Below are 25,118 nucleotides of genomic sequence, written 5' to 3'. Positions count from 1 at the left end.
CGCTAATTAGATTAATCAAGTGGCGTGGTGGGATAATTGATTTTGTGATAGGCTTGAAGGGTTTCTTTGCTAGCCTTGTGGAGTGGCTCTATTTTTTCAATATCAGAGACATACAGATCATAACCCCAGCCGTACATGTCAATTGTTAAGCTATCGCCCCCTTCATCACCACTACATGCCGCAAAATCGTACCCGTCAAAAAGGCCTTCAATAGTAGTGCCTTCATAGATAACTTGATCATTAATTAAGGTAACTCTAACAAACCAATTTAAGTATTTTGTATAATCCTCAAGTTTTATCACGCTCGCCCTTGATAAACGGCACAATGTGAATGCCTCTTTTACTGAAGTGTACCTTACTAAAATTTGTCTTTGTTTTTTCTTTGACCCCGCCAAATGGCATAACGATTCCCTCAAAATTCGGATGTTCAATAATTAGTTTTTTATCCCAACACTTCGCGGCTTTTAAGGTATTACATTGTGCGATCGCCCCCCTCACCTCCTCAATACTCGGGGCTTTTGGGTAGTAACTCCGGCCTTCTTTGTAATTAGGATTACCTAATACATGCCAATCTTGTTTATCATTCAAACTTAACAAAGATAGTGCGCTTTTGATTGTATTTAGCACTCTTTGGGTGAAGGGATAAGGCTTTTCAGAAGGGAGGCGCTCCGCTAACTTATCAAAATCTAATTTCTTAATCTCAAACCCCTCTTTTAAGTCAGGCGCTTCTTTAAAGTGATCTAAACTGACTAACTCTGTGCCTTGAATCTCAAGCTCATACCACCTGCCTAACTTCTGACCCACTAGCTTACGCGTATCTCTATGGGTGGCCATTAATAGTGGATTATCTAACACCTCCTTAGCTAAGAAAAAGTCAAACAGATCATTTGCGGGGTTAGCCTTTAGGGTTTTAGATTTTAATGTGATAGGCAAACTATCTAAATTACCAAAACGGAGACTACCTCCATTTTTAGAAAGTCTTAAGAGAGATTTAAACCGCGCCTTTTTGCTAGCGATATTTTGCAACACGCCTTTAAGTAGGCTAGTAGCTTTTGAATTGCCCGCATAAGTGGCCAACTTGTTTTTAAAAAAGCTAGCTAAAAACTTGTTATTATCACGCTCAAAACCCCCCGCTTCAGTCCCCCACTTGTAGGGATATTTTGAGTAACCGCTATTCCTTTGGCCTTGATCTGTCTTTCTGACCACATGGCAATCTCACACCGACAACCCCAATCAAGTGGCGGGGTGTGATTCTGCCAAAAGGGGTGCTTTCTTGGTAGACAAACATTATCAAAGGCCAAATGCCGCGCGGCGCTATCGTGCCTACTATGAAACACATAATACCAGCCATCGCCATTGCTACTGCCCGCAATGGGTGGGGCACTTTCATAGCGCATTAATTTACCGCGCGTGCGGGTCTGCACCCCGCTTTTAGCCTGCATATTAGGCTTAACATCTGAAGTTTTAACCACCACAAAATCTAATGGGTAAATATGGGTATCATCTAGGCTAATACTACTTGAGTAGCCATTTAACTTCTGCATAGTAATAGCTTCCCCTACTGCAATAGGTCTTTCATTTTCTTTAAGGCCGGCTAAGCTAGCCTTTTGATTTTGCTTAATGGCCTTGATCGCCTCATCTGCCTTTAATCCTAGAGCTCTAGCCTCTTTGATCACTTCGGCGGTACTCTTAGGTGTTATTGTATTTTCTAAATAAAGCCTTGTATTTTGATCTCTTAGTGCTTTAAACTCCGCATAGCTTAAACCTTTAGCTTTAGCCTCCTTGTATATCTCTGATACAGGTTTGTAAGAGAGTAGTTTAGGCTCTTGACTTTTAAGGGGGTTTCTTATAAAGTTCTGTTCTACCTTTGCGCCGGACGCTTGCTTAACTCCTAGCTCATAACTAGGGCGGTTAAGGTGCTCTTGTGGCATTGCCTGGGTAAAGGCTGAATTCTTAGTTAAATCCCCCTTTCAAAATACATTGTCTTAAAGGCTAATTCATTCTGTCCCTTTTGCAACTGCTCTACAACTACATAGTGCCCGTTAATCTGTTTAGCACTCACTAGTGCAGTGCCCGCCTTATTTTTTGATAAGGTTTTAAAGTCTGCTTGATCAGCATACTCTGGGGTATTTAGCTATATCCTCTTTAGTTATAGGGGGCTGTTTATGTGCGCGCGTCATAATCCCCCCTTCCCCATGCCGTTTTAGTACATGTTTGATCTCGCTTTGATCAATGGTGCGCCGGACACCTTGGGGGTATTTAAAACTGATAACTCAAATACGCTGTTACTGAGCGCCCGGGTCCGGGTTCCATGCCCGTAGGAGAGGTGCCAATGCCTCTAAAATAATATTTCATGTTAAAGATATTATTGACCTGTAAACTGCCCACAATTTTATGCCGCCCGCTTTGCCAAAAAGTCTGGCTTACTTGGATATTCCACAACCAATACCAAGGCAAAAGCCCCACACTGTTACACCCAAAACTCACACCACCGGTTTTAGCAGGATCAGTGTGGAAACAAACCGTTTCTGATTTAGCCTGATTGAGCACAGAAGAATAAGCGCGGCTATAAAAATAACTGCTAATCCCAATGGTCGTATTTCTATAGGTATACATCGCACCAAAGATAAATTGATCCGGGCTGACATAGGGAAGTTTTTTACCTTTAATGCTAAAGGGATGATCTACAATGCCAATAAACCAGTTGGTATCATCTATTACATTATTTGTAACGACGGCATTAATGTAGGTATAGGCTACATGGAATTGTAAGCCTCTAATAGGGGTATAGTAAAGCTCTAACTCCACGCCCTGACTTCTAGCATTGACCGGCCCCGGGCTATAACCCCCTGAATAGTAGCGCTGTGCAAAGGTAATAAAATAACTCGCATTAAAGCTAAGCAAGTCTTTATAACCGTAGCGCGAACCGGCTTCTATCCCATCAAAAATTTGGTTGTAATTGCTTGAATACAGGGCGATCATGCGGTTTTGTGGGGGAATAAAGCTTCTGCGGTAGTTAAAATAAAATAACCAATTTTGCATAGGCTTATACCCAATGTTTACAGCTGGACTCCATTCATTAAACTCCCTTTTTAGAGTCTGCATTCGGGTGTAATCCGGTTTTTCTGGAACTTTTTGGTTGTAATTAACACGGGTGTAGCGCAACCCGGGCGTAAAAATCAATTTGCCATTAAGAAACTCCATTTTATCGCTCACATAGGCCGCCGTGTAATTGTTATTCATCTCTTCACTAGACTTTAAAAGAGGTGTGGGGGTGGGCATATTACACTTGCCATTAACTATATCTGAGTTTTGGCAAGTGGATTGTAAAGGATGGAGTAAAATATCACTGGTCATGACACGCATACCCACCTTGATTGTCTGTTTCATAGATTTCAATTTAAGTATTTTGTATAATCCTCAAGTGATAGAGTTAACTAAAAAATGTCTAGCGTGGTTGACAATAAAAAACCCGGCGTAGTTGTCATTTGTATAAACTAACCCCTTAGCCGGGTTGGTGTTGATATTTAAATAGTTTGAATCCATTTGGAAATCCCGGCTCATATCATGTCCCCAGTAAGTGAGAGTAAAATCCCCGCCTACTTTATCTGAATCTCCAAATAAAGTTTGATACACCGCACTCCAGCGGTTAGCATCCCCGCTTTTGGTGTTATTAGGCCGATCATTTTGGAAGCGATTTTGATCATAAGCTGCCTGTCCTAAAGAGCCCGGATCGGTTAAGAAATACTTATAATATTGGTAGGAAACTGTGATTTTATTTGTGGCGTTGATTTGATAGATTCCATCAAGCATGTAGTTTTGAATGGTGGTGGGGCTATTGTATCTAAAGCCCTGCCCGGTGATGTAGTTAGTCTGCGCCATCACACCCACATATTTATTAAACATGCCCCCTGACTTTAAATAAGTGTTATATAAAAAATTATTACCCAGACTTTTATTAAGCGGTGTACTTGTAGGGGTAATAAAGCCCCCATTTCTTGAGCGCCCCCAATATGTTACCCTCTGGGCTATTTGGTTACTCCATTTTTCCGGGATAGGCTTAGTGATAATATTAATCACACCTCCAAAGGCATTAGGGCCATATTGTACGCTTTCGCCCCCTTTAATCACACTGATTCGATCAACAGATTGAAAAGTTACCGGAAAAATAGAAATGCCAATGAGCGCATAGGGCGCAACATAGATCGGAATCCCATTAACTAAAACAAGCTCGGTGTTACTATGCCCCGGACTCCCACCCCCAAAGCCTCTGATAGAAAAGCTAGGCATAGCCCCCACACCTGTAAAATTTCTAATATGAATACCGGGCACATTTTGTAAGGCCTGCTCGATACTCATGTTAGCCTCATGGGTGAGTTGTTTATTAGAGATCACCGTGCGGCTACCCAAATAATTTTTTACTCCATTGCTGTGCCAGCTCTTAGGAGCGTCCTCATCTTGAATGGCCTCTGTAGTTTGTATTTTCTTGAGGGTTTTAGTTTTAATAGCCTGCGCGCTGCTAATTAGTAAAGAGCAGCCGCAGAGAAATAGCGTTACTCTGCGCATGCACACCTCACAAAAAAAAACGGGATTTAGAATAATAGAGTTAAAGCATAAGCTCTAATGAAGTTTAAGCACCAGCTTCTCTGATTATACTGCAAGGCTTGTTAAGCTAAACTTAATTATTCAGAATGTTAAGTATCCGGGATTTTGCCTGCGAAATTGTGTAGAGCTGTTTTTGGTGGTGATTTTGCTTAATGGCCTTGATCGCCTCATCTGCCTTTAATCCTAGAGCTCTAGCCTCTTTGATCACTTCGGCGGTACTCTTAGGTGTTATTGTATTTTCTAAATAAAGCCTTGTATTTTGATCTCAAGTGAAGAGAGATCGAAGCGGTTATTTTGAAAGTGAGTTATAAGAACATCCATGAACTCCCTATGAGTTATAAAACTATCCGTGAACTCCTTGGAGGAGTGAGTTATAAGAGCATGGATCATGAACTTCTCAGAGGAGATAAAAGCTAGAAGGAAAACACGCATCCATCGCTTAAAGCGAATCTCTGTCCCCCCCCCCCCTATAAACTTTCCATGGCTTATGGCCCAAAAAATGCCACACCACAGGGGTTTGTATTTCAGAATAGTCGTTAAAAACATCTGCTACATAGTTATAAATACGGGGCAATTCTAAAATTTGCCCTAGGCAGGCAAGATTGATCACTTCTTGTTCAAAGGCAACAAGTTTAGACCCCTTTTCTTTAAAAATTGCAATCATACGGCTCTCTAAGTCATCTTCGCGCCACTTTTTAAGATTAGCCACAATAAAGCCAACATTAATACAACAACAAAAAAGCGCCTCCATATCTGCCCTAGAATTAATATCTGATCCAGCACCCAAGTCTTTAGCAGTATTCCTATAAGTTTCTTCTAAATGTTCTACGTTCTTATGCCAATTTTCCCTAACGGCTGCAAGATAATAGGGCTCGTCTGTGTCAAAGGCAAAGTAAGCAGGGCTTATATCGCGCTCAAAGAGCATATCCACATCGCAGGCTATAATTTTGTCATACTCAGGAAAGAGAGAACTTAAAAAAAGGCGGTAGAGAACTAGACTTGAAAAGCGCTTTAAGAGTGCAGGGCGCAAATAGGGGAGAAGAGGGGTGGTATTTTGCTCAAAGAATTTTCCAAACCCTGATCGCTTTTCGTCAATATCGTGAAAGATAATCGCAGAAAAATCAGCAAAAGGGGCAGCAATTTTCACCAGTTCTTGTTGGTGGGAAAAATCCAGACCTTGTATTAGCAGGTGGATTTTATAAAACAGGGGCTCCCCTTTTCTTTCTTGTGCAGCGTGCATGAGTAGAGAATACATAGCCACTCCCCCAGCAACATAATAATTCAAATCAAAAGCCATCACGATAGGAATGGTGATCATTAAGTTTCCTTTAAAAGCGCCTATTTTAACACAAACACACTTTAAGCTAAAACATTATGAATAGTTTTTTTGCAACGCTGATACATCGTTTTTGTGCGTTGTCCTTAAGCCAAACGATGTTTTCTACAAAATTCTCTCTTCAAAAAATCTCATCGCAAAGCACTTGTGAAGTGCCCAAATGCTAAAGACATTTGGGCTTCCTAGGCTGATGTTGCCCGTAGGGAGAGTTTGGTTCTCACTCTGTGTCCCTATAGTAGGGATTTTACAGAGTTTGAGCTCCAACGCATTCCCTACAGGTCTCACACATCATATCTCCAAAGGCGTAACTTCCGACACTTCCTGCCGTAGATACGAATGTATGGGGACATTATACCACAAATTAGTGGCATTCATCCCACCCGCTAAAGACGAGTGGGATTTCTGCCAAAGAGTTTTAAATACGCCTGCTTATTATCATCACACTAAATAAACTCCCAATCTGCTAGTCTTCTAGACACGCTCCCCTTATTAAACGCCTCTGTAATGCCTTTATCCTTTTGGCTAATAAAGTAGTCTATACAATTGTTATAATGCTTTAAAATTTCTAAAGTATCATCTGTTGAACCCCATCAATTACTAAACACTCTACATTTTCATAATTCTGACTAAAGATACTTTAGAAGAGTCGATTCTAAAAATTCTTGGCTATTAAGTGTTGCTATGAGGATACTAATAAGAGGATACTTAGGGCTACTTTGCTTAAAATACTTCGCTACTCTTAAGTTTCCTTGAATAGCAGAATGGTAGGTAATAAGGCGCGTATGTTGGCTTTCCTCTAATTTGGAGGGTTATTTGTAAAGTCTTTTTGTGGTGCTAAAGCGCGCATCCAAACACTTATATTTTATGTAAAATCTCTTTGTATAAATTTAACATTTGCCGTGCGATCACATGTTCGCTGAAACGATCTAATACAGAGTTACGGGCATGCTCACAAAGCCTAGTATAATCTTGAGTAGTCAGTACCCATTCTATTCCCGCTTTTAAATCCTCAATCTCAAAAGGGCGTGCTAAATAGCCATTTTCTTGGTGGGTGATTAAATCTAAAAGCCCTCCTACAACAAAAGCCACCACAGGGGTGCAACAAGCAAGACTTTCCATAACAATATTAGAGAGATTTTCCTGACGGCTAGGTGCTAATGTAACATCTAGAGCATTATAAAGCGCAACTAAACTAGTTGCATCACTCAAACGCCCTAAAAAGTGAGTCTTAAAGGGAAGAAGGGATATTTTTAAGAATTGCGATCCAAAAATCACAAATTCTACCTCTAAATGGGGATTAAGTTTTTCTAAAGCCTGCTCTAAAAGATCATAGCCTTTAATTGGATCTGTTATATTTGCCCCAAAACCTACTAGCTTTTTAGAAGTGTTTAACCCAGTAACTGGCGGTAAAATTCTTTGTTCATGGGTTTATAAATCTGTGTGTCTATGGGATTGCCTACAATAAAGTATTGTTCATCCTGCAATAAAGCGCTTTTTTGTGCACGCTGAGAAATCCAGTTGCTCACCCCCACGATGACTAATTACGAGATTTTTGCATAGGCTCTTTGTTTCATCCAAAAACCTAAAGTAGCTAAATCTAGTCCAAAGGGGCTATTAGTGCATAATATCTGGATTAATCTTTTTAATCATAGACAAAACAGGGCTAAAGGGCAACCAACCCAAGTTAAAAGTACCTTTTTTGCGTTTAGGGTAGAGCAACACCGGCGCTTTATCTAAATAGGGGCGCATCAGGCTTAGAGCTTTGGCTAAACGCGTGCGCGGGCCTAATATGCGATCACTCAGTACGCCTCCTTGCAAGTCTTGTAACCACACATAGCTATCCACTCCCTTTTTTAAAAGCGCATAATGTAAACGCAAAGCTGCCTGTGCTGCGCCACCTGTAAGGGTAGCATTAAGATGTAAAACTTTCATGCCAAGCATGTTTTAAGAGTTTTAAAGAATCTGTTAAAAATCCCCCGCTTAATCAAAATTGTAACCCTTTACTATAATTCAAAAAGACGCCCATTTTAGCATGCTTGCCCCTTAAGTCTAGTAACCACTATTTTGCCACTATCTAATCTAGGCCTACAAGTTGGGCTAAACTTTATTAATCTTTTGGTGCTATACTGCGAGCCTATCAAGCTAAAGCCTCTGGGGATTAAAATAAAATCAAAGGATGGTTAGATGCAGTTTGAACTTAGCCCTAATGAACTTAACACCGTTTTACACCGCCGTTTTGCCTGTAAAAAATTTGATCCAGATTATTCGCTTTAAGGCTAGCGCCTAGTTCTTATAACACCCAGCCTTGGGAATTTATCGTACTTCAAGGTGCGCGCAAAGAGCAAATTTTACCCTTTGTCTATTTCAACACGAAAGTGGTACAAACCTGTGCGGCTTTAGTGGTGGTGGGTTATATGCATGCTGGCGCGCTCACTGCTGATTATCTGAATCAATTTTTTACTCAAGAATACCGCCAAAGAGTGGCTCAGGGTGTACAGACTTTATTAAAAGATCGCCTACGCAACGAACAAGTTTTGATTGAAGCTTACATGAAAGAGCAATGCTATATCGCTGTGGGCCAGATGACTTTAGCAGCGACTTTAATGGGTGTGGATTCTTGTATTATGGGGGGATTTGAGGCTGAAAAAATCCATGAAGTCCTTAATGCCTATATCAATCCGCCTAATATTGCCTGTTTAGTTGCTCTAGGTAAAGCTGCCATGCCCACCACGATCAAAGCACGCAAAGAGAAAGGGAGTGCGATTAGGTATCTATAGATCTTTTTAGGGGGTTTGTACTAGATAGAAGTTTTTATGTGTGAAGAATTGGGCTACAATCTCTACAGAAATTGGAGATTGGAGAAGGCGCAAGTCTTCTACAATAATAATAGGCTGGATACTTTCTGTGCCAACTAGTTTTTCGCGGATATAAAGCTCTTGATCGTAGCTTAGTTTAAGAGCCTTTAGCGGTTTGTGTGGTGTATTTAGTAGAGTACTAGTACCCTTTGTATCTAAAAATAAAGTTTCATCTTTCACACTAAAACCTAATTCCATATTTTGAGGCTTTAGATCAAAATGGTATTGTTGGCTACATATTTTTTCGCCTAAGGTGGGTTTTAAAGAAATCCTTTGAATCTGTAGATCTTTAATAGTAACTTTCTTTTCCATAGAGTGTTTTAGAATATGGCTAGGAAGTGTCTTATCATGGATCTTAACTAAACCCCTACAAAGTAAATAGGTCTGCAAACTTTGTTGTAAAAGTTCATAATTTTGTTGTTTTTCTTCTAAAATAGCGCGTTGTTTGAAAAGTTCTAGGCGGTGGGTTATACTAGCTGGGTGGATTTGGCGATCTAAAAAGCTGATTAATTCTATACATGGTTTGTTTTGCGCTTCCCTTTGATCATTAAGGGCAAAATAACACCCGCAGTAATTTTGGCGATACAGTTTATCTTGTTTTGCTAATGTATTTTGCTTAGTAACACCTCCCTTAGCGCGGACATTTAAATAAACAAACTCTAGGCCATATCTTTTTCCAATCAACTCCCCCTGTGTTTTTAAAACTTCTTGTTCTTTCATAGGAGAGGAGAGAAGAGTTGTACTAAAATGCTGCTTACCTAGCATAAGCGCCATTTGTGCACTAGTTTCTAAACGCACATCAAAACAGATACTACACCGAGCCCCTTTTTCTTTCTCTTGTTCTAACCCCTTAGTCGCTTTTAACCATGAGTCTAAAGTATAATCACCCTCTATTAGGGAAATATCTAGCATTTTACAAGAACGCTTGACATCTTGGAGTCGTAGCTGATACTCTGTAAAGGGGTGGATATTAGGGTTATAAAAAAAGCCTGTTAAAGGAATATTAGGGTAAAGCTTTCTTAATTCTTGTAAAAAATAGTGGCTATCTACAGAACAACAAATATGTACAAATATAGAGGTTGGGGTATCAACCTTTGTAGTGTTTAAATCACTCATTTTTATATCCATAGTCATTTAAAGAGCATTATACTAAATCTCTTACAATCTGCCCGTTTATTTGGCTTAAAATGAAATCTTAAACTAAAGGGGAGTTATGCAAGTTTTACATTTTTTACAAGGTGTTAAATTTGATAGTTTACACATTGAAAAGCTTTTAGAAACAGATAGCGGTATTGAAATTCGCATTTGTATGCCCAGAGCAGAAGAAATGCGCAAACACCAAGCGCCCGGAGCGATTAAAGTACGGGTACTACAAGGGCGGATTTGGTTTGAAGTAGATGGGCAAAAGCACACTTTAGAAACCGGGGATTGTATTAGCTTAGATGCTAACATAGCCCATAGTCTTGGGGGGTTAGAAGATAGTGTTTTAAACTTGAGTTTAAGCAAGATAGATAGCGTTCAAAGAGTGCTAGATGTGGCTCTAAATAACGCCTAGCGCTTTTGGAGTTTAGGGGTTATTTTTTTAATACCATGTAAATATAATAACCCACTCCACCTATTAAAACACACACTAAAAACACTAGTAAGATCGTGTCTAGTACGCCCATGTAATTTTAAGTTAGTGCCTCCAAAATTTCTGTTACGCTTTTATAGGGCAGATCAAAACTTTTAGCGATATTTTCTTGTGTTAAATACCCTTCATAAGCGCTTAATCCCCCTGAGGTGTTGGCAACAGTTTTAGTATTGGCTTTCAAAAATTCTTTTAGGCCATGTTCTAAAAAGTAAACCAAATAGGGCAAACTTGCATGGCTATAGGCAACCGAACTACTTCTAGCCACCACTCCGGGCATATTAGGCACGCCATAGTGTAATAATCCTTCAGCTAGATAGAGAGGGTTAGAGTGGCTGGTTTGGTGGATACTCTCCACACACCCGCCTAAATCACAAGCCACATCTACCACCACTCCGCCTTTTTGCATTTTCTGTAAATGCCGTTTTAAAATAACTTTAGGTGTACTAGTGCTTGTGATGAGTACCGCACCAACTAACCCTACAGCCCCTTCTAATGCGCGCTCAATATTCTCCTCATTGATTCCTAAAATTTCTAGATGGTGGGCAAAAGTATAGGGGTGGTTTTGTAATTTAGCATAATCTAATTCAAGCACCACTACCCTAGCCCCTAATAAACTTAGTGCTTTGGCTGCTTCTAAACCCACCACACCACCGCCTACCACCACCACTTTAGCCCGCATCTGCCCTACAAGCCCCCCTAATAAAATCCCTTTACCAAAAACTCCGGGTAAATGTTCTAGCCCTAATAAATAATGTTGAATTAAATGGGCGGCTAGTTGGCCTGCTATCACACTCATGGGTAAAAGCATCGGGTAATTGTTTTTTGGCCCGGCAATGGTTTCTGTACAAATTGAGAGAATTTTTTTCTCTACTAGCATGGAAGCTAGAGATTTATTATAGGCCAAATCTAAAAAACTAAAAAGGGTAGCCCCTTCTTGTAAAAGAGAGTATTCATGTTCTAAGGGTTCTTTGCATTTGACTACGATACCTTGCTCCCAAGCCTTTTTATGAGAGATAATAGTTGCCCCTGCTCTAGCATAATCCTCATTGCTATACCCGCTCATCAGCCCCGCACCCTCTTCAACTAACACACTGACATAATGAGTCAAGAAAGCTACATCTTGAGGGATTAAACCCACCCTAGATTCTAAATCCATGCTTTCTTTGACTAAACCAATGCTTTGCATTAAAATTCTCCCTATGCTAAAACTTGTTCAAATAGCCACTCACGGATAGGCTCAATGCTATAGGCAATCTTCCAAGTATTGCGGTGTGCACTGCCTTTATTTGTGTCTGTAGGGGATAATACACTCCCTTTAGAAAACACAACATACCGGATAGTGGCCTTTTGATCGCTTAGTTTTTCATAAGCTTCTTTAAATTGCTTAGCCTGCCACGCCCCATTCCACACACCTTTAGCAATTTTAGCCCCCTTTTGTTCTAAAAACGCAACAATGGCATTTTCCCCCGGATAAGCCCCCGGATCATCTGCTGAAACCATAATAAAAAGTTTATCTTTAACTAAAGGCGCACACAGCGAGGCTTTCCATTGTCCTGCCACTAAAAAAGCCCCTGCAAAGAAATTAGGGTATTTAATTAACATCGCAATAGAGGCCATGCACCCCATAGACTGGCCGGTGGTATAAAGGCGTTTAAGATCGATGGGGTATTTTTTACTCAAACTTTGGATTAGATGGATAGTTGTGTCTAATAGGGGCGAGGCTTTAGAATCGTCATCAACAATCACCGTATCATACTGGGGGGCTAAAACAAAACATGGCCGCTTGATTTGTTCTTTAGGGTGGGCAAAGATCACCGCGCCTAAGCCTTGTAAAAGCGTGGCTTTTACAAAAGTACTAATGGATCCGGCATCGTGGATAAAAAGTACAAGGGGGAGATGTTTTTTGCCAATATCTTTAGGGATAAAAAGATTGTAGTGGAGATTTTGGTGGTTGGTTTCATCGTAAAAATCTTGGGCAATAAAATCTTCTACTATAGGGTAGTAAATAGAAGAAATTTCAAGAGAGGGGGAATTAAGAATATCAACATGGGCTTTGGGGGTTTTAAACATGAGATTATGCCCTGAGGGTTCACCGGCCTTAAAGCGGGGTTTATCTACCTGCTTAGGCGCGCCTTTTTTCTGCTTGAGCGCCACTTCCTCTTTTAAATCAATCTGCGCATCGTCTAAAGAGAGTTCTAAAATCACAAACTTTCCTTTAACAGTTGCCTCTCCTTTGGTGGGGCTTTGGCGCAGATAGACTTTTTGAATCGTGCGCCCCTCCACTTTAAAAGCAGTTGCAATTACACCAGAAAGAGGCTTATCATAAGCCACCACTACAGCGCTTAAATGCGCCCCATCTGCAAACACTTCTACAATACCCATTGCCTTAATAGGCTGTATACTCCCTTCTAATGGCGCTAAAAGGCATAAGCTTACACCACAACTAGTGAGGATAAATTTTCTACGAGTCATGCAAATTCCTTATTGAAATGATTTAAAACACTTTGGGCTAATTTTAAAACCACCTTTTCATCTTCTCCTTCACCTGTGTATAACTCAGGGTTATACTCTGTAATCTCTGCGGCTGCTAAACGCGTTTTAAAGGTCTGTAAAAGCCCTTCCAAAAGTGCTAATAGCTCTGAGGGTTGCAATCCATTATTTTCGCGTACACCTGTAGAACTAAAAAGCTTCCCATCTAAAATATCAACATCTAGGCTTAAATAGAGAATATCCACCCCTTTTAATAAGGCTTGGCTTTGCTCTAGTACACTTCATATCCGCACGGATCGCATCTACACTAAAAAGAGGAATCGCGCATTCTTTAATCACATTTCTCTCGCTTAGCTCTGTACTGCGCACACCAAAATAGACCAAATGTTTAGGATCAAAAGCTAATACGCCATCTTGCATGCCCAAAGCACAGAGTTTTTGCCAATATTCTTGTTCTTGTTGGTTTAAAGGATTGGGGCCACTATGGACATGATTAAGCACCATACCAAGGGGCATGCCATGGATATGTCTTGAATGGCTATCATAAGCGGTATGGATATCTGCGTGGGCGTCTAAGTATAAGATTCCTAGTTTTTTTTGCGGATGCGTGCTGCGCAAAGCTTGGATAATACCAAAGGCATTAGCATGTTCTGAACTTAAAATTAATGAGAAGCATTGCTTTTTAAACACCTCCTGTAGACCCGGGATTAATAAAAATTTACAAAAGCAATAATAATCCTCAAAATGCTCAGCATATTTAAAAAAGGTGTTTAGAGTGCATTCCTCTTGCCCAATGGTGATTGTTTCCATTTGTGGGTATTTTTGAAGTAACGCTTTTTTTAAACGCTCTACACCTGTATTACTGCCTTGTTTGGCGCCTCCCATTTCAGCATTTAAGGCCACTAAAATAAAATGATGTTGCATGTTAAAGGCTACTTTCTTGTTTTTCTTGGATTTCTTTAAGAGCAGTGCTTAAAAAAACATCGCGGGTTTTTAAAAAGGCTTGCACCACATCAGTAGAAATTTTAGAACGCAAACTCAGAGTCGCATAGGCATTCGTTAGATAAGAAACATACAAACGCATGCCATCTTTTTCTGTCATGGTATACACTTTAGGCGCAACTTCAATAGTGCGCAAAGCGTATTTAGTGCGCATTTTGCTAAACTGGGTTTGGGCGATTTCGCTATAGGGTTGTGAGTGGGTTGTGGCAATTTTTAAAGCAATATCCATTGCCCTTTGGTGGTTAGAATCAAAGGTTAGGAAAAAATCCACACTATCCCACACCGTCTTTAAACCTAAGTGGCTGTAATTAGAAACTAAGCCGGTAAAGACATAATTATTAGGGATAAAAATAATGCGCCCGGCACGGCCATTATTTTTAAGATAGGTGGTTAGAGTAACATCTTCAAATAAAGTAATATAAAGCATGGAAATATCTAGTACATCTCCTATATACACCATTCCATCTTTAGCAACTTTTATGCGATCGCCTACATGCAAACTACCCTTTAGGACAATGCTAAACCACCCTAGCATGCTCATGAATAAATCACGCATGGCAATGGCAAATCCAGCGCCCACAAAGCCTAGCATTGTAACTAGATAAGAGACATTTTCTAAATAGGCAAATAGAAAGATGAGCACCACCACATTGGCATTAATAAAATTAATTGCCTTATTAATCGTGTATGCTCGCTCATCGCTATATAAATATTTATGGCTAAGATGTTTGAGTATCCAAGCTAGCACAATGCTAGAACAAGCAATCAACAGAACATAAAGGAGCTTAAAAACTTGATCTCTAATTTGGGATTTGATGTTTTGGGTATTTTCCTCCATATCTTTAGCGTAAGCATCTAAACTAGCTTTTAGTAGATCTTGTGCGCTTTCAAATTCAATTTTTTTAACCCGTTCTTGATAAATGGCTACATCCCATTGTTTAGGCTGCATGGTTTGTAATTTTGTTAGAATTTCTATTTTTTGATTAAGCGCAATAATGATCTGCTTGAGGATTTTTTGGTGTTGCTGCATAGTGATTAACTTAGCGCGCATGGTTTTAATAAAAGAGAGGCCGGTTACAATGGCTAAAGGGCTGGTGATATTGGGAATATTAGTGATAGCAGGTTTTTCGACTAGTTCTTTAAAAGGGTTAGTTTTATACGATTCAAGCAATTTTTCTTGGTGTTGCAAAGTTTTTAGGCTGTGATTAAGCGCGCTAGCCTCTAAAGTATCTGCTTTAAGATTTTTCAAGCGCTCTTTTATATAGAGGCCATGCACCCCATAGACTGGCCGGTGGTATAAAGGCGTTTAAGATCGATGGGGTATTTTTTACTCAAACTTTGGATTAGATGGATAGTTGTGTCTAATAGGGGCGAGGCTTTAGAATGTCTCAGATGCTAAAAGTAATCCTGTGCAAAGCAAAATTACCAAATACCTAGCACCACGCATCTAAAACCTCTATAACGCGATCTTTAGGTACTTGTTTAGCTTTAAAGTTTCCAAGACTAGTGGGTAAGATAAATGTAATCCCGTTGATATTCTTTTTATCCATCTGTTTTTCTTTGTAGAATTGCGGGATAAAAAGATTTTAGTGGAGTAAATCTAATTGGTAGCGCGCTAACAAATTTTTAATCCGTGTCTGTACTTCTTGATCTAAAAGCCCTAATTTACACGCTAAGGCATTGGCCATTTGCATACCAATAGCCACCGCCTCCCCATGCAATAATGCCTCATAAGCCCCCGCCTTTTCAATGGCATGCCCAAAAGTATGCCCATAATTAAGCCCCATGCGTAGTGCCTCTTCTCTCTCATCTTGTATCACTACCTTAGCTTTAATGGTTAGACTTTTAGCAATAGCTTGTTCTAGGTGCTGTTCTATAGGGTGATTTTCTAACCACTCAAAATAAGAGGCATCAAAACACACCGCCTTTTTAATCATCTCAGCTACACCGGCATAAAAAGCGCGCTTGGATAAGGTGCGCAAAAATTGCGGATCAATATAAACAGCTTTGGGTGAGTGGAAAGCCCCGATTAAATTTTTGCCATAGGCATTATTAATACCGGTCTTGCCTCCAATACTAGCATCTACTTGGGCTAAAAGGGTGGTTGGGATATTATAAAAGGCAATGCCGCGTTTATAAATTGCGCTTGCAAAACCCACCATATCACTCACCACTCCCCCACCTAAAGCCACTAAACAATCCTTGCGGCTTAAATTAACCTCAAAGGCTGCATTTAAGATTTTTTCTAAAGTTTCCCATTTTTTATACACTTCGCCGGTAGGAATGACTGTTTTAAAAACTCTCGAGGCTTGAATATGGTTTAAAACTTGTTCTAAATATAGGGGTGCAACCACCGTATCACTCACCACCAAAACCTTACCGGTATAAGTGATTTGGGGTAGCGTACCAATCTCAATGGGGTATTTTAAAAGATCAAGGTGCATCACTCCACCACCGGGATAAACATTTGCGGGTGTATATCGCTTAAAAATACGATTCGTTCTACTTTAGTAGAAAACATCCAAAAAAACTGGTTTTTTGTAATACAAGATTCAAAGGGTAAAAACTGCACTACAGGGGTTTCTAAACTTCTTAGAAATAGCACGGGGTTTTTAACATGTGTGCGAATCACCTTGATTTTCCGGTTGTAAATGTGGGAGAGATGTTCGTAATTTTCAATAACCTCTACTTTGTAACGCTTATCTGGATCGAAGTCGTATAATAACATGTCTAAATTCATTTGCGCACACACATCAAACATCACAGAAGAGATGTCCTCGTTTTGTTCCATGTCCTTGTTTAACACAACCATGCTTTTGCTAATCCCTTTAAAACCCTTGATGCTTGTTTTAAAAATCGGTGTTAAGATTTCAAATAAAACCTTGCGGTTATCCCGTTTGTTAAAAATTTCTTTGCCAACCACCACTAGACCAATTTTCTTTTGGCTATCTACTTGGAGTTTTTCTGCAAAACAAGAGCCTTTAAAGTCTAGAACAATACGAATATCTTTAGATTCAATGGCGCGGATTTTCTCAATAAAGGCTGTGTAGGTGGGGTGGAGAACTTTGATATAAAGCATGGCGCTTTTGAGTTGATCGTGTAAAACCAGTGCTTGGTCAATATCTCTTTCTAAGGCCTCCATGGATTGCAAGCGCATGTCAATATAAAGGTAAATATCTCTTCCAAAGGGAGCAGGAAATTGCCCTACATTGCTTCTTACTTGCAAATAGACATTATTAAGTGTTTCTGGATTACCCACAGCTAGTAGTTGATCTCTTGGTTGAATCACCATAGCAGAGTGGCTTAAATAAAATTCATTTTTCCGGTATACCCCAACAATGCGGTAATCTTTTTGGTGTAAAGAACCGATGTGGCGGTAGGCAAAGACACTCCCAAAGGGTACACCAATTTCCATCACCTCCCCCTGCTCAAGCCCAAAACCTTGCGGTACACTGGGGACATTGGGGATTTTAGCGATGAATTTATTAGCAATAATCTGGGTGTGATCAATTAATACAAGCCTCTCATCTTTAACCCCCTCTAACCCTTGATTCACAATCAAACGGGCTTCTTTATTTTTCTGCCGGATAATTTCATAGATAACCTGTTGTTCTTGGGTATTTTCTAGCAGAATAAATATATCGCTTACATTGGCATCAATAAAAGGGTAAAGACGATAAGCAGAGGTGGGATCAAATACATGTACCTCAAAGGTACTAGGCAAAGTACTTGGCAAACAGCTAGGGTCTTTGGTGATTACCAGATAAAAATTATTGCTAAAAAATTTGGAGACCACCAACTCCATAAACTTTTTAGCCACCACGCCCTCAACAATTAACGCAACCTTTTTCAACCCTAATTTCCCAGTGTTTTTGGCTATTATAATGTAAAAAAGCTAAGGTTAAAAATGGATTTTAGGCTAGACCGGATAGATGGCAAAGCCCGCGCGACAACTTTATTTTTATCCCATGGAATGGTACAAACCCCTATTTTTATGCCCGTAGGCACACAAGCTAGCGTGAAGAGTTTAGACGCTTTAGACCTGCAAAATCTCCAAGCCCCCATTATTCTAGCCAACACCTACCACCTCTATTTAAGACCGGGGGCGGCATGTATTGAGCAATTAGGCGGGTTGCATGGTTTTACCCAATTTCCGGGTAATTTTTTAACCGATAGCGGGGGGTTTCAGGCCTTCTCTCTTTCAAGCAACGCTAAACCCCACGATCAAGGAATCGTATTTAAATCCCATATTGACGGTAGCACTCATCTTTTTACGCCCTCTAAAGTACTAGATATTCAATATGCCCTTAATAGCGATATTTGTATGGTTTTAGATGATTTGGTGGGTTTGCCAGCCCCAATAGATCGCCTCAAAATCTCTGTACAAAAAACCACTGCTTGGGCGTTAGAAAGTCTGAAATACCATAAAGAACATGCTAAGCCCAATCACCATATCTTTGCCATTGTACAAGGGGGCATTGATCAAGAACTACGCAAACAAAGCGCTTTAGATCTGTGTGATCTAGATTTTGATGGTTTTGCTATTGGCGGATTAGCGGTAGGAGAAAATGCGCAAGAGATGTATGCGGCTATAGAGTATACAGAAGCCTTTTTACCTACGCATAAACCGCGCTATTTAATGGGAGTGGGTACGCCACAGGATTTATTAGAAGCTATCGAGCGGGGGGTGGATATGTTTGATTGTGTGATGCCTACGCGCAATGCTAGAAATGGGACGCTTTTTAGCTCAGAGGGTAAAATTTCTATCAAATCCGCACAATATAAGCAAAGCCAAGACCCCCTTGATCTTAACTGCACCTGCTATACCTGTAAACACTACTCTAAAGCGTATTTAAGCCACCTTTTTAGGGCTAAAGAATTGCTTTATTTTCGTTTGGCTAGTTTACACAACCTCTTTTTTTATCTACAACTAGTACGCGGCGCTAGAGAGGCGATTTTAGAGGGGCGTTATGCTCACTTTAAGGCTTTTTGGTCTGAGAGGCTTTAATCCTTTTGGTGGCGCAAATAAGCAGGAACATCTAAATCCACATCTCCATAATCTCCACTACTAGCTAAACGCAAACCCTCTAAAGTACCCTTAGAAAAACTAGGCGCAGATTCTACTTTTTCCTCTTTATTTTCTGTAGGCTTTTCAAAACCAGTAGCCACGATCGTAACCTTCACATGATCGGTTGGCATGTTAGCTGAAGTACACTTACCAAAAATAATATCTGCATCATCATCTGCCATAGACTCCACAATAGAAACAGAATTAGTGATCTCTAAAAGCGGGTAATCTGGGTGGCATTCAAAGTTAATGAGTACGCCCATCGCGCCATTAATGGATACATTATCAAAGAGTGGGGAGGCAATGGCATTTTCTACCGCTACAGTAGCAGCATTTACTCCGGTAGCCTCACCTATGCCCATTAAAGCTAACCCGCGGTGATTCATCACGGTTTTTAAATCCGCAAAGTCTACATTGATGTCGTTCTCGCCATAGTTAATAATCATGCTAGAGATGCCATTAACCGCTTTAGCTAAGACATTATTGACCTCTTTAAAGCTATCTTGCATGCCTGCATTTTTATCAATAAAGCCCACTAATTTTTCATTAGGAATCACAACAATTGAATCGCTCACGGCCTTAAGTTCTTTTAGCCCTTCTTCGGCAATCTTAGCGCGCTTTTTACCCTCAAAATTAAAGGGTTTGGTAACTACAGAAACGGTTAATGCCCCCGAATCCTTAGCAATCTGAGCAATTACCGGAGCAGCCCCCGTGCCAGTTCCTCCGCCTAAACCAGCTGAAATAAAAACTAGATCCGCACCTGTAACCATTTCTTTAATGGCCTCTACGCACTCTTGGGCTGCTTGTTTGCCAATCTCAGGCTTCATGCCCGCCCCCCTTCCGCCTGTAATCTTCTCACCTAAGCGGATTTTATTCTTAGCACAGGAGGCTTTAAGCGCCTGCCCGTCTGTATTAGCCGCTACTAGAGTAATATCTTTATAAGTACCCGTAGCAATCAGGTGGGCGATCATATTTGATCCTCCACCCCCTACGCCAATTACGACAATCTTAGCCCCATTGGTTTCAAAAATTTCCTCTACACCTATATCTTCCTCTAACGCCACAACTATTCCTTTAAAATAACTTAGAGCCCCACTCCTTAATCCGCTCTAAAAACCCCCCTCTTTTAGGTACTTCTTTATGGGGATACATTATATCTTTTTTTCTCTCCTTTACACTCTCTACCTCGTTGGTGTGTTTTAGATTAGTTAAATCGGTTTCAATGTAATTACGCTCTTGGGTATAGGTAAAGGCAGAGGGCAATTCTGTATGTTTATTCTCTTTGTAACGAATCACTTTTTCTGAATCTTTTTCATAATTAGTGTGCTTGCCCGCTCCGTATAAAATTAAACCAATGGCAACCGAACTAGTTGGATCTTTTAATTCTTCAAATAGACCATTTAGTTCAACGGGTTTAGCGATGCGTACAGGGATATTTCCAAAAATCACTGAGGCGACATTTCTAATCCCCTCTACATGCGTCATGCCCCCAGTTAGCACCACTCCCCTACGGATACTATCTTGCAAGTTGCTTTGCTTTAAACGGCGATTAAGCACATCAAAAGTTTCTACCACCCGCGCGCGGATAATGTCATGTACTAACTTTAATGAAAGGCGGTTTTTCTTATTTTCTGAGGAAATATCTGGCACTTCAATTTCTTGATCGCTCTCCTCTGCAATGAGATTTCCATACTGGCGCTTGATATACTCCGCAACACCTAAAGGTACTTCTAAAATACTGGCTAGATCGTCTCTAATGTGCTCTGATCCTACATTAAGGTAGTTATTAAAACACATAGAACTACCCCCATAAACCATCATGTTACAAGTCCCTCCGCCTAGATCAATACAGGCCACACCCAAGGCTTTATCATCTTCATTAAGCACGGCAATAGAGGCGGCATAGGCACTTAAAACCACATTTTCAATTTTTACCCCCGCAATTTGGATTGTCCGCCTTAAGTTTTCTAAACTACTGCGCTGCACGGTTACAATATGGGTAGAAACTTCCAAACGCGATCCACTCATGCCCATAGGATCTTCAATATTATCTTGGTTATCTAGTTTAAACTGATAGGGCAAAATATGAATGACTTCATAACCGGTAGGGATATGCGCGCTATGTAAAGCTGTATCTAATACGCGGTTGATCTCTTTAAGCGTAATTTCATTATTAGGCACATTAATAAGCCCAGAACTATTCACACTTTGAGTACATGCCCCAGAGATAGAAACAATGGCCTTTTCAACAAAGTTTAGCCCGGCCATGCGTTTAGCATCTTCAATGGCTCTTTTAACAATTTCGCCCGCTTGGCTGATATTGCTAATATTGCCCTTTTTAACCCCCTCAGATTTATGCACACTCACGCCAATTACTTGGGGTGTTCCCTCTTTGATCTCAGCAATGATGGCACAAATCTTACTAGAACCAATATCTACACCAAGAATAATCGGATTCAAAATACACCCCTACTTGGCATAAACATGCACTTGATAGCGTTGTTTGAGCATAGCCACTAACATCGCATCAAAAGATTGGGCTTTAAGATTACTCACTACCTGTTTAAAATCCTTAGAATTAGGGACGGGGTGTTTAAAATCTTGGGAGTAAACACGATAAAGCACAGCTTTAGGTCCTTTTAAAATCACAAAACCTTCTTTATAAGGGTGTTTAAAGATATAACCCACCAGCTCCTTAGAGGATTGCTCTCCTAAATCATGGATATTGCCTTTAAAATCAAGCGATAAGAAACCAATATCATCTCCTTTAAAATGAGGAAGTTGTTTAGATGCCTCTTGCTTTAGCCATTTTCTTTGCTCTTGTTCTACTACAGCTATGCGCACCTCCTCTTTAGCCTCCTCAAAACTTTGGAGTTGATCAGTTTGTTTACTAACAAGTTTAACAACCAACCAGCCGTCTTTATACTTTTGTGGCTTGAGTACCTCCCCCGGGTGCATCGTTTCTATTTTAGTGGCAATTTCTGCTGGGTAGGGTAATTTGGTTATCACCTCAGTAGCGGGTTTAAAAGTGTTATTTTTGAGTGCTAAGTATTTTTGCAAAGCTAAATCTCTTGCCTTTTCTTGGAAATAATCATGGCTAACTTTTATTTTAACCTGCATGAAATCTTGTACTTTACCCTGTAAAGTGTAAACCTGTTTGTTTTTCTCATAATAAGCCTGTAACTGCTCTTGTTTAGCAGGCTCTATATCTGTATCTGTGATATGCGAGGCAGCTAGAGTATAGCTAGGGGGTTTTTTATAGGTGTTTTTATGCTGGTTATAATAATCCCTAAGGGCTTGTTGTGTAACTACCACCTCTTTAGGTTCTAAAACTTCAATGCGTACTTGATCTTGTAATCTCAAAGGCCACAAGAAGGCTTCTTCTTCTAAGGGAGTAATGGCTTGGGGGAAGAGGGCTGAAATTTTTTGTAACAGCAGGGCATTTTTAATACCTTCCTCAAAGGCGCTAGGGCGGTAGCGGTTTTCTTGGAGTATTTTTTTATACAAAGCCTCATCAAAATGCCCCTCATTTTGAAAAGCCGTACTCTTCTGAATTTCTGCTATCACCTCAGACCCACTCACCCCCAATCCCAAATCTAGCGCTAGATTTTTGAGCAAAGCTTGGTTAATTAAAAGAGTAAGCGCGTTGTGTTCAAGGCCTAATGCTTTAACCTCTTTTTCACTCAAATCTTTAAAATTAGGAATAGACTGGCTATAAATATCTAAAAGCCGTCTATGCTCCCTGTCTAGTTCCTCCTCACTAATCAGTACGCGCCCCACTTTAGCCACATTCCCATTAGCCATAGAAAAACTATACTGCCCCCAGCCAATCATTCCAGCAGCCACAAAAGCGATTGTGCTGATCCAAATCGTAACAACTAAATACTTCTTATGCTTTTGCATCCATGAGATCATGGGGGTTTAGAAACCATTTCTTTAATGGCCTCTACGCACTCTTGGGCTGCTTGTTTGCCAATCTCAGGCTTCATGCCCGCCCCCTTCCGCCTGTAATCTTCTCACCTAAGCGGATTTTATTCTTAGCACAGGAGGCTATGCTTATTGGAATGCTTTAGATCTAGCTCATATTTGGCATCCCTGTAGCCAAATGCATGATTATAAAGACCTCCCTCTTTTGCCTATCAAGAGAGCAGAAGGGGTTTATCTTTATGACTTTGAGGACAGGTGCTATTTAGACGGGATTAGTAGCTGGTGGGTTAATCTCTTTGGGCATAACCACCCCTATATTAATGCCAAATTAAAAGAGCAAATAGAAAGCTTTGCCCATGTACTGCTTGCTGGCCTCACCCACCCTCCAATCATCACACTATCCAAACGGCTTTGTGCTTTAAGTGGCTTTGATAAGTGTTTTTATACGGATAATGGCTCTTCTTGTGTGGAAGTGGCCTTGAAAATGAGTTATCATAGCCACCTTCTAAAAGGAGAGATTAGAGATAAATTTCTCTCTTTGCAAAATAGCTACCATGGCGAAACTCTAGGGGTCTTAAGTGTGGGAGGTGTGGGGCTTTACAAGGATACTTATAGCCCGCTTTTTTGCACGCATTTGCAAACCCCCGTGCCTAAAAATACAGAAGATATTCCTAAAGCTTTGCAAGCCTTAGAGCGTATTTTAGATCAACACCATACCCGTATTAGTGCTTTTATTTTAGAACCTTTAATTCAGTGTGCCGGCTGTATGCATTTTTATAGCGCTGACTATGTTAAAGAGGCTACGCGCATGTGCCAAGAGAGGGGTATTTATGTGATCTTTGATGAAATTGCGGTGGGCTTTGGGCGCACAGGGAGCATGTTTGCCTTTGAACAATGCGGGGTTAAACCGGATTTTTTATGCCTCTCTAAAGGCATTTCTGGAGGGTATTTGCCTTTGGCAGTGCTTTTAACCACAGATAGCATTTATAACCAGTTTTACGCCCCCTATGCTAATAATCAAAACTTCCTGCACTCTCATAGCTACACAGGTAACGCTTTAGCCTGCGCGTGTGCCAACGCGACGCTTGATCTTTTTGAAAAAGGGGGCGTGGTTGTAAAAAACCAAAAACTAAGTTTAGCAATTCAAGCGATCATGCAAGAGTATTTAGCAGGGCTTAAGGGTGTGGTTAATCTGCGCGCTTGTGGCATGGTTTTTGCCTTTGAATTAGAGGGCTATACTGAAGATTTACGCCTAAGTTTAGCGATCTTTCAAAAGGCTTTACAAAAGGGCTTGTTGTTACGGCCTCTTAACAACACTATTTATTTCATGCCCGCCTATATCATCACACAAGAGCAGGTACAAAAGGCTATGCAGGCCATAAGAGAGGTTGTTTTAGAGTTGATTCAAACTTAAGCATCCTTGTTGTACAATAGCGCCCTTGTCTAGTATTCACAAAGGTAAGCGGGATTTATGCAGAATAAAACACATTCTAAAAAGCGCGTATTGGTTAAGTTTTCAGGCGAAGCTTTGGCCGGAGAAAGCAATTTTGGGATTGATATTCAAATTCTAAGTTATATTGCCAAAGAAATTAAAACACTAGCCGATCACGGCATTGAAGTGGGGATTGTGATTGGAGGGGGCAATATCATTACGGGGTGAGTGCGGCTAAGGGGGGCATTATTCGGCGCACAAGCGGGGATTATATGGGCATGTTAGCCACAGTGATTAATGCGGTTGCTATGCAAGAAGCCCTTGAGCATATGGGTTTAGATGTACGGGTACAAAGTGCGGTAGAAATTAAAGAAGTGTGTGAAACTTATATTTATCGCAAGGCCATTAGACATTTAGAAAAAGGGCGGCTTGTTATCTTTGCTGCCGGAACCGGTAATCCTTTTTTCACTACAGATACCGCCGCCACGCTTAGAGCCATTGAAATTGGAGCAGATCTAATTGTCAAGGCCACTAAAGTAGATGGCATTTATGATAAAGACCCCAACAAGTTTGAAGACGCTAAAAAAATTGATGTTATTGGTTATAACGAGGCATTAATTGGCAATATTGAGGTGATGGATGATACCGCCATTTCTCTAGCCAAAGATAACCAACTGCCCATTGTCGTATGTAACATGTTTAAGCAAGGTAATCTTTTGCATGTGATCAAGGATCAAAAGGGCGTTTTTTCTATGGTCAAATAAATCAGT

Annotated in this window: 19 protein-coding genes and 5 pseudogenes; 6 read left to right on the top strand and 18 right to left on the bottom strand. The window is 40.4% G+C overall.

Annotated features, from left to right (window positions below; genetic code table 11):
- Window positions 1-11: 11 nt before the first annotated feature.
- The 5 genes and pseudogenes from OO773_RS03385 to OO773_RS03365 all read right to left on the bottom strand — a co-directional run bounded on the left by OO773_RS03385 (window position 12) and on the right by OO773_RS03365 (window position 4,566).
- Window positions 12-302, bottom strand: coding sequence for a hypothetical protein (locus tag OO773_RS03385; RefSeq protein WP_034376076.1), 291 nt, complete (start codon window positions 300-302; stop codon window positions 12-14).
- Window positions 289-1,206, bottom strand: coding sequence for a polymorphic toxin type 50 domain-containing protein (locus tag OO773_RS03380; protein WP_176486180.1), 918 nt, complete (start codon window positions 1,204-1,206; stop codon window positions 289-291). Before OO773_RS03380 ends, OO773_RS03385 begins: the two co-directional genes overlap by 14 nt.
- Window positions 1,098-1,931, bottom strand: coding sequence for a structural protein (locus tag OO773_RS03375; protein ID WP_040499300.1), 834 nt, complete (start codon window positions 1,929-1,931; stop codon window positions 1,098-1,100). Before OO773_RS03375 ends, OO773_RS03380 begins: the two co-directional genes overlap by 109 nt.
- A gap of 26 nt (window positions 1,932-1,957) precedes the next feature.
- Window positions 1,958-2,068 (bottom strand): annotated as a pseudogene (locus OO773_RS03370) (PBECR3 domain-containing polyvalent protein); the annotation flags it as partial.
- Between the two features lie 191 nt (window positions 2,069-2,259).
- Window positions 2,260-4,566: pseudogene (locus OO773_RS03365) on the bottom strand (TonB-dependent receptor family protein).
- 333 nt (window positions 4,567-4,899) lie between these two features.
- On the opposite strand from OO773_RS03365, the gene OO773_RS03360 reads away from it, so the two are divergent.
- Window positions 4,900-5,022, top strand: coding sequence for a hypothetical protein (locus tag OO773_RS03360; protein ID WP_256623990.1), 123 nt, complete (start codon window positions 4,900-4,902; stop codon window positions 5,020-5,022).
- Window positions 5,023-5,044: 22 nt separating this feature from the next.
- Here OO773_RS03360 and OO773_RS03355 read toward each other — a convergent pair whose 3' ends face one another.
- The 3 genes from OO773_RS03355 to OO773_RS03345 form a co-directional block, all read right to left on the bottom strand.
- On the bottom strand, window positions 5,045-5,923 hold the full coding sequence (locus OO773_RS03355) for a glycosyltransferase family 8 protein (RefSeq protein WP_064429951.1): 879 nt from the start codon (window positions 5,921-5,923) through the stop codon (window positions 5,045-5,047).
- An 873-nt stretch (window positions 5,924-6,796) separates the two neighbouring features.
- A complete protein-coding gene (locus OO773_RS03350) occupies window positions 6,797-7,294 on the bottom strand; it encodes a glycosyltransferase (RefSeq protein ID WP_332057410.1) in 498 nt (165 codons plus the stop codon).
- 261 nt (window positions 7,295-7,555) lie between these two features.
- The gene (locus OO773_RS03345) at window positions 7,556-7,873 is read right to left on the bottom strand and encodes a hypothetical protein (RefSeq protein ID WP_232048821.1); all 318 of its coding nucleotides are present in this window, start codon (window positions 7,871-7,873) and stop codon (window positions 7,556-7,558) included.
- A gap of 383 nt (window positions 7,874-8,256) precedes the next feature.
- On the opposite strand from OO773_RS03345, the gene OO773_RS03340 reads away from it, so the two are divergent.
- Entirely contained in the window at window positions 8,257-8,718 is a 462-nt protein-coding gene (locus tag OO773_RS03340) for a nitroreductase family protein (RefSeq protein WP_233424241.1), read from the top strand.
- Window positions 8,719-8,724: 6 nt separating this feature from the next.
- Here OO773_RS03340 and OO773_RS03335 read toward each other — a convergent pair whose 3' ends face one another.
- On the bottom strand, window positions 8,725-9,912 hold the full coding sequence (locus OO773_RS03335) for an epoxyqueuosine reductase QueH (protein WP_006564016.1): 1,188 nt from the start codon (window positions 9,910-9,912) through the stop codon (window positions 8,725-8,727).
- Between the two features lie 97 nt (window positions 9,913-10,009).
- Here OO773_RS03335 and OO773_RS03330 point away from each other — a divergent pair, with 97 nt between their 5' ends.
- Entirely contained in the window at window positions 10,010-10,351 is a 342-nt protein-coding gene (locus OO773_RS03330) for a cupin domain-containing protein (protein ID WP_006564017.1), read from the top strand.
- Window positions 10,352-10,469: 118 nt separating this feature from the next.
- Here OO773_RS03330 and OO773_RS03325 read toward each other — a convergent pair whose 3' ends face one another.
- The 6 genes and pseudogenes from OO773_RS03325 to OO773_RS03300 all read right to left on the bottom strand — a co-directional run bounded on the left by OO773_RS03325 (window position 10,470) and on the right by OO773_RS03300 (window position 17,774).
- Window positions 10,470-11,615, bottom strand: coding sequence for an alanine dehydrogenase (locus OO773_RS03325; RefSeq protein ID WP_178137342.1), 1,146 nt, complete (start codon window positions 11,613-11,615; stop codon window positions 10,470-10,472).
- A gap of 11 nt (window positions 11,616-11,626) precedes the next feature.
- On the bottom strand, window positions 11,627-12,901 hold the full coding sequence (locus OO773_RS03320) for a hypothetical protein (RefSeq protein ID WP_232048819.1): 1,275 nt from the start codon (window positions 12,899-12,901) through the stop codon (window positions 11,627-11,629).
- Window positions 12,898-13,843: pseudogene (rocF, locus tag OO773_RS03315) on the bottom strand (arginase). The gene OO773_RS03320 and the pseudogene rocF overlap by 4 nt, the downstream one beginning before the upstream one ends.
- Window position 13,844: 1 nt before the next feature.
- The gene (locus OO773_RS03310; protein ID WP_264828683.1) at window positions 13,845-15,170 is read right to left on the bottom strand and encodes a mechanosensitive ion channel family protein; all 1,326 of its coding nucleotides are present in this window, start codon (window positions 15,168-15,170) and stop codon (window positions 13,845-13,847) included.
- A gap of 184 nt (window positions 15,171-15,354) precedes the next feature.
- Window positions 15,355-16,365: pseudogene (gene aroB, locus OO773_RS03305) on the bottom strand (3-dehydroquinate synthase).
- Window positions 16,365-17,774 carry a COG3400 family protein gene (locus tag OO773_RS03300; RefSeq protein WP_176485265.1) on the bottom strand — a complete coding sequence of 470 codons (1,410 nt, stop codon included), beginning with the start codon at window positions 17,772-17,774 and terminating at the stop codon, window positions 16,365-16,367. The pseudogene aroB and the gene OO773_RS03300 overlap by 1 nt, the downstream one beginning before the upstream one ends.
- Before the next feature lie 54 nt (window positions 17,775-17,828).
- Between OO773_RS03300 and tgt the strand changes: the two genes are divergently transcribed.
- Window positions 17,829-18,929, top strand: a complete 1,101-nt coding sequence (gene tgt / locus OO773_RS03295) for a tRNA guanosine(34) transglycosylase Tgt (RefSeq protein ID WP_006564023.1) — start codon at window positions 17,829-17,831, stop codon at window positions 18,927-18,929.
- On the opposite strand, the gene ftsZ is transcribed toward tgt, so the two are convergent.
- Genes ftsZ through OO773_RS03280 form a run of 3 tightly spaced genes read right to left on the bottom strand, consistent with a single transcriptional unit; the run spans window position 18,926 to window position 22,904 of the window.
- On the bottom strand, window positions 18,926-20,059 hold the full coding sequence (gene ftsZ, locus OO773_RS03290) for a cell division protein FtsZ (protein WP_006564024.1): 1,134 nt from the start codon (window positions 20,057-20,059) through the stop codon (window positions 18,926-18,928). The genes tgt and ftsZ overlap by 4 nt on opposite strands.
- A 4-nt stretch (window positions 20,060-20,063) precedes the next feature.
- On the bottom strand, window positions 20,064-21,449 hold the full coding sequence (ftsA, locus tag OO773_RS03285; protein ID WP_006564025.1) for a cell division protein FtsA: 1,386 nt from the start codon (window positions 21,447-21,449) through the stop codon (window positions 20,064-20,066).
- Window positions 21,450-21,458: 9 nt separating this feature from the next.
- Window positions 21,459-22,904, bottom strand: coding sequence for a peptidylprolyl isomerase (locus OO773_RS03280; RefSeq protein ID WP_006564026.1), 1,446 nt, complete (start codon window positions 22,902-22,904; stop codon window positions 21,459-21,461).
- A 190-nt stretch (window positions 22,905-23,094) separates the two neighbouring features.
- Between OO773_RS03280 and OO773_RS03275 the strand changes: the two genes are divergently transcribed.
- Both OO773_RS03275 and pyrH read left to right on the top strand, forming a co-directional pair.
- Window positions 23,095-24,330, top strand: a complete 1,236-nt coding sequence (locus tag OO773_RS03275) for an adenosylmethionine--8-amino-7-oxononanoate transaminase (RefSeq protein WP_264828682.1) — start codon at window positions 23,095-23,097, stop codon at window positions 24,328-24,330.
- Window positions 24,331-24,387: 57 nt separating this feature from the next.
- A pseudogene (gene pyrH, locus OO773_RS03270) lies at window positions 24,388-25,112 on the top strand (UMP kinase).
- The last annotated feature ends 6 nt before the right edge of the window (window positions 25,113-25,118 follow it).

Origin of the sequence: Helicobacter suis HS1 (assembly GCF_026000295.1) — a bacterium.
In the GTDB taxonomy this organism is placed as follows: Bacteria; Campylobacterota; Campylobacteria; order Campylobacterales; family Helicobacteraceae; genus Helicobacter; species Helicobacter suis.
The sequence above is the reverse complement of the archived record's forward strand: the minus strand, read 5'-3'. Positions and strand labels throughout refer to the sequence as shown.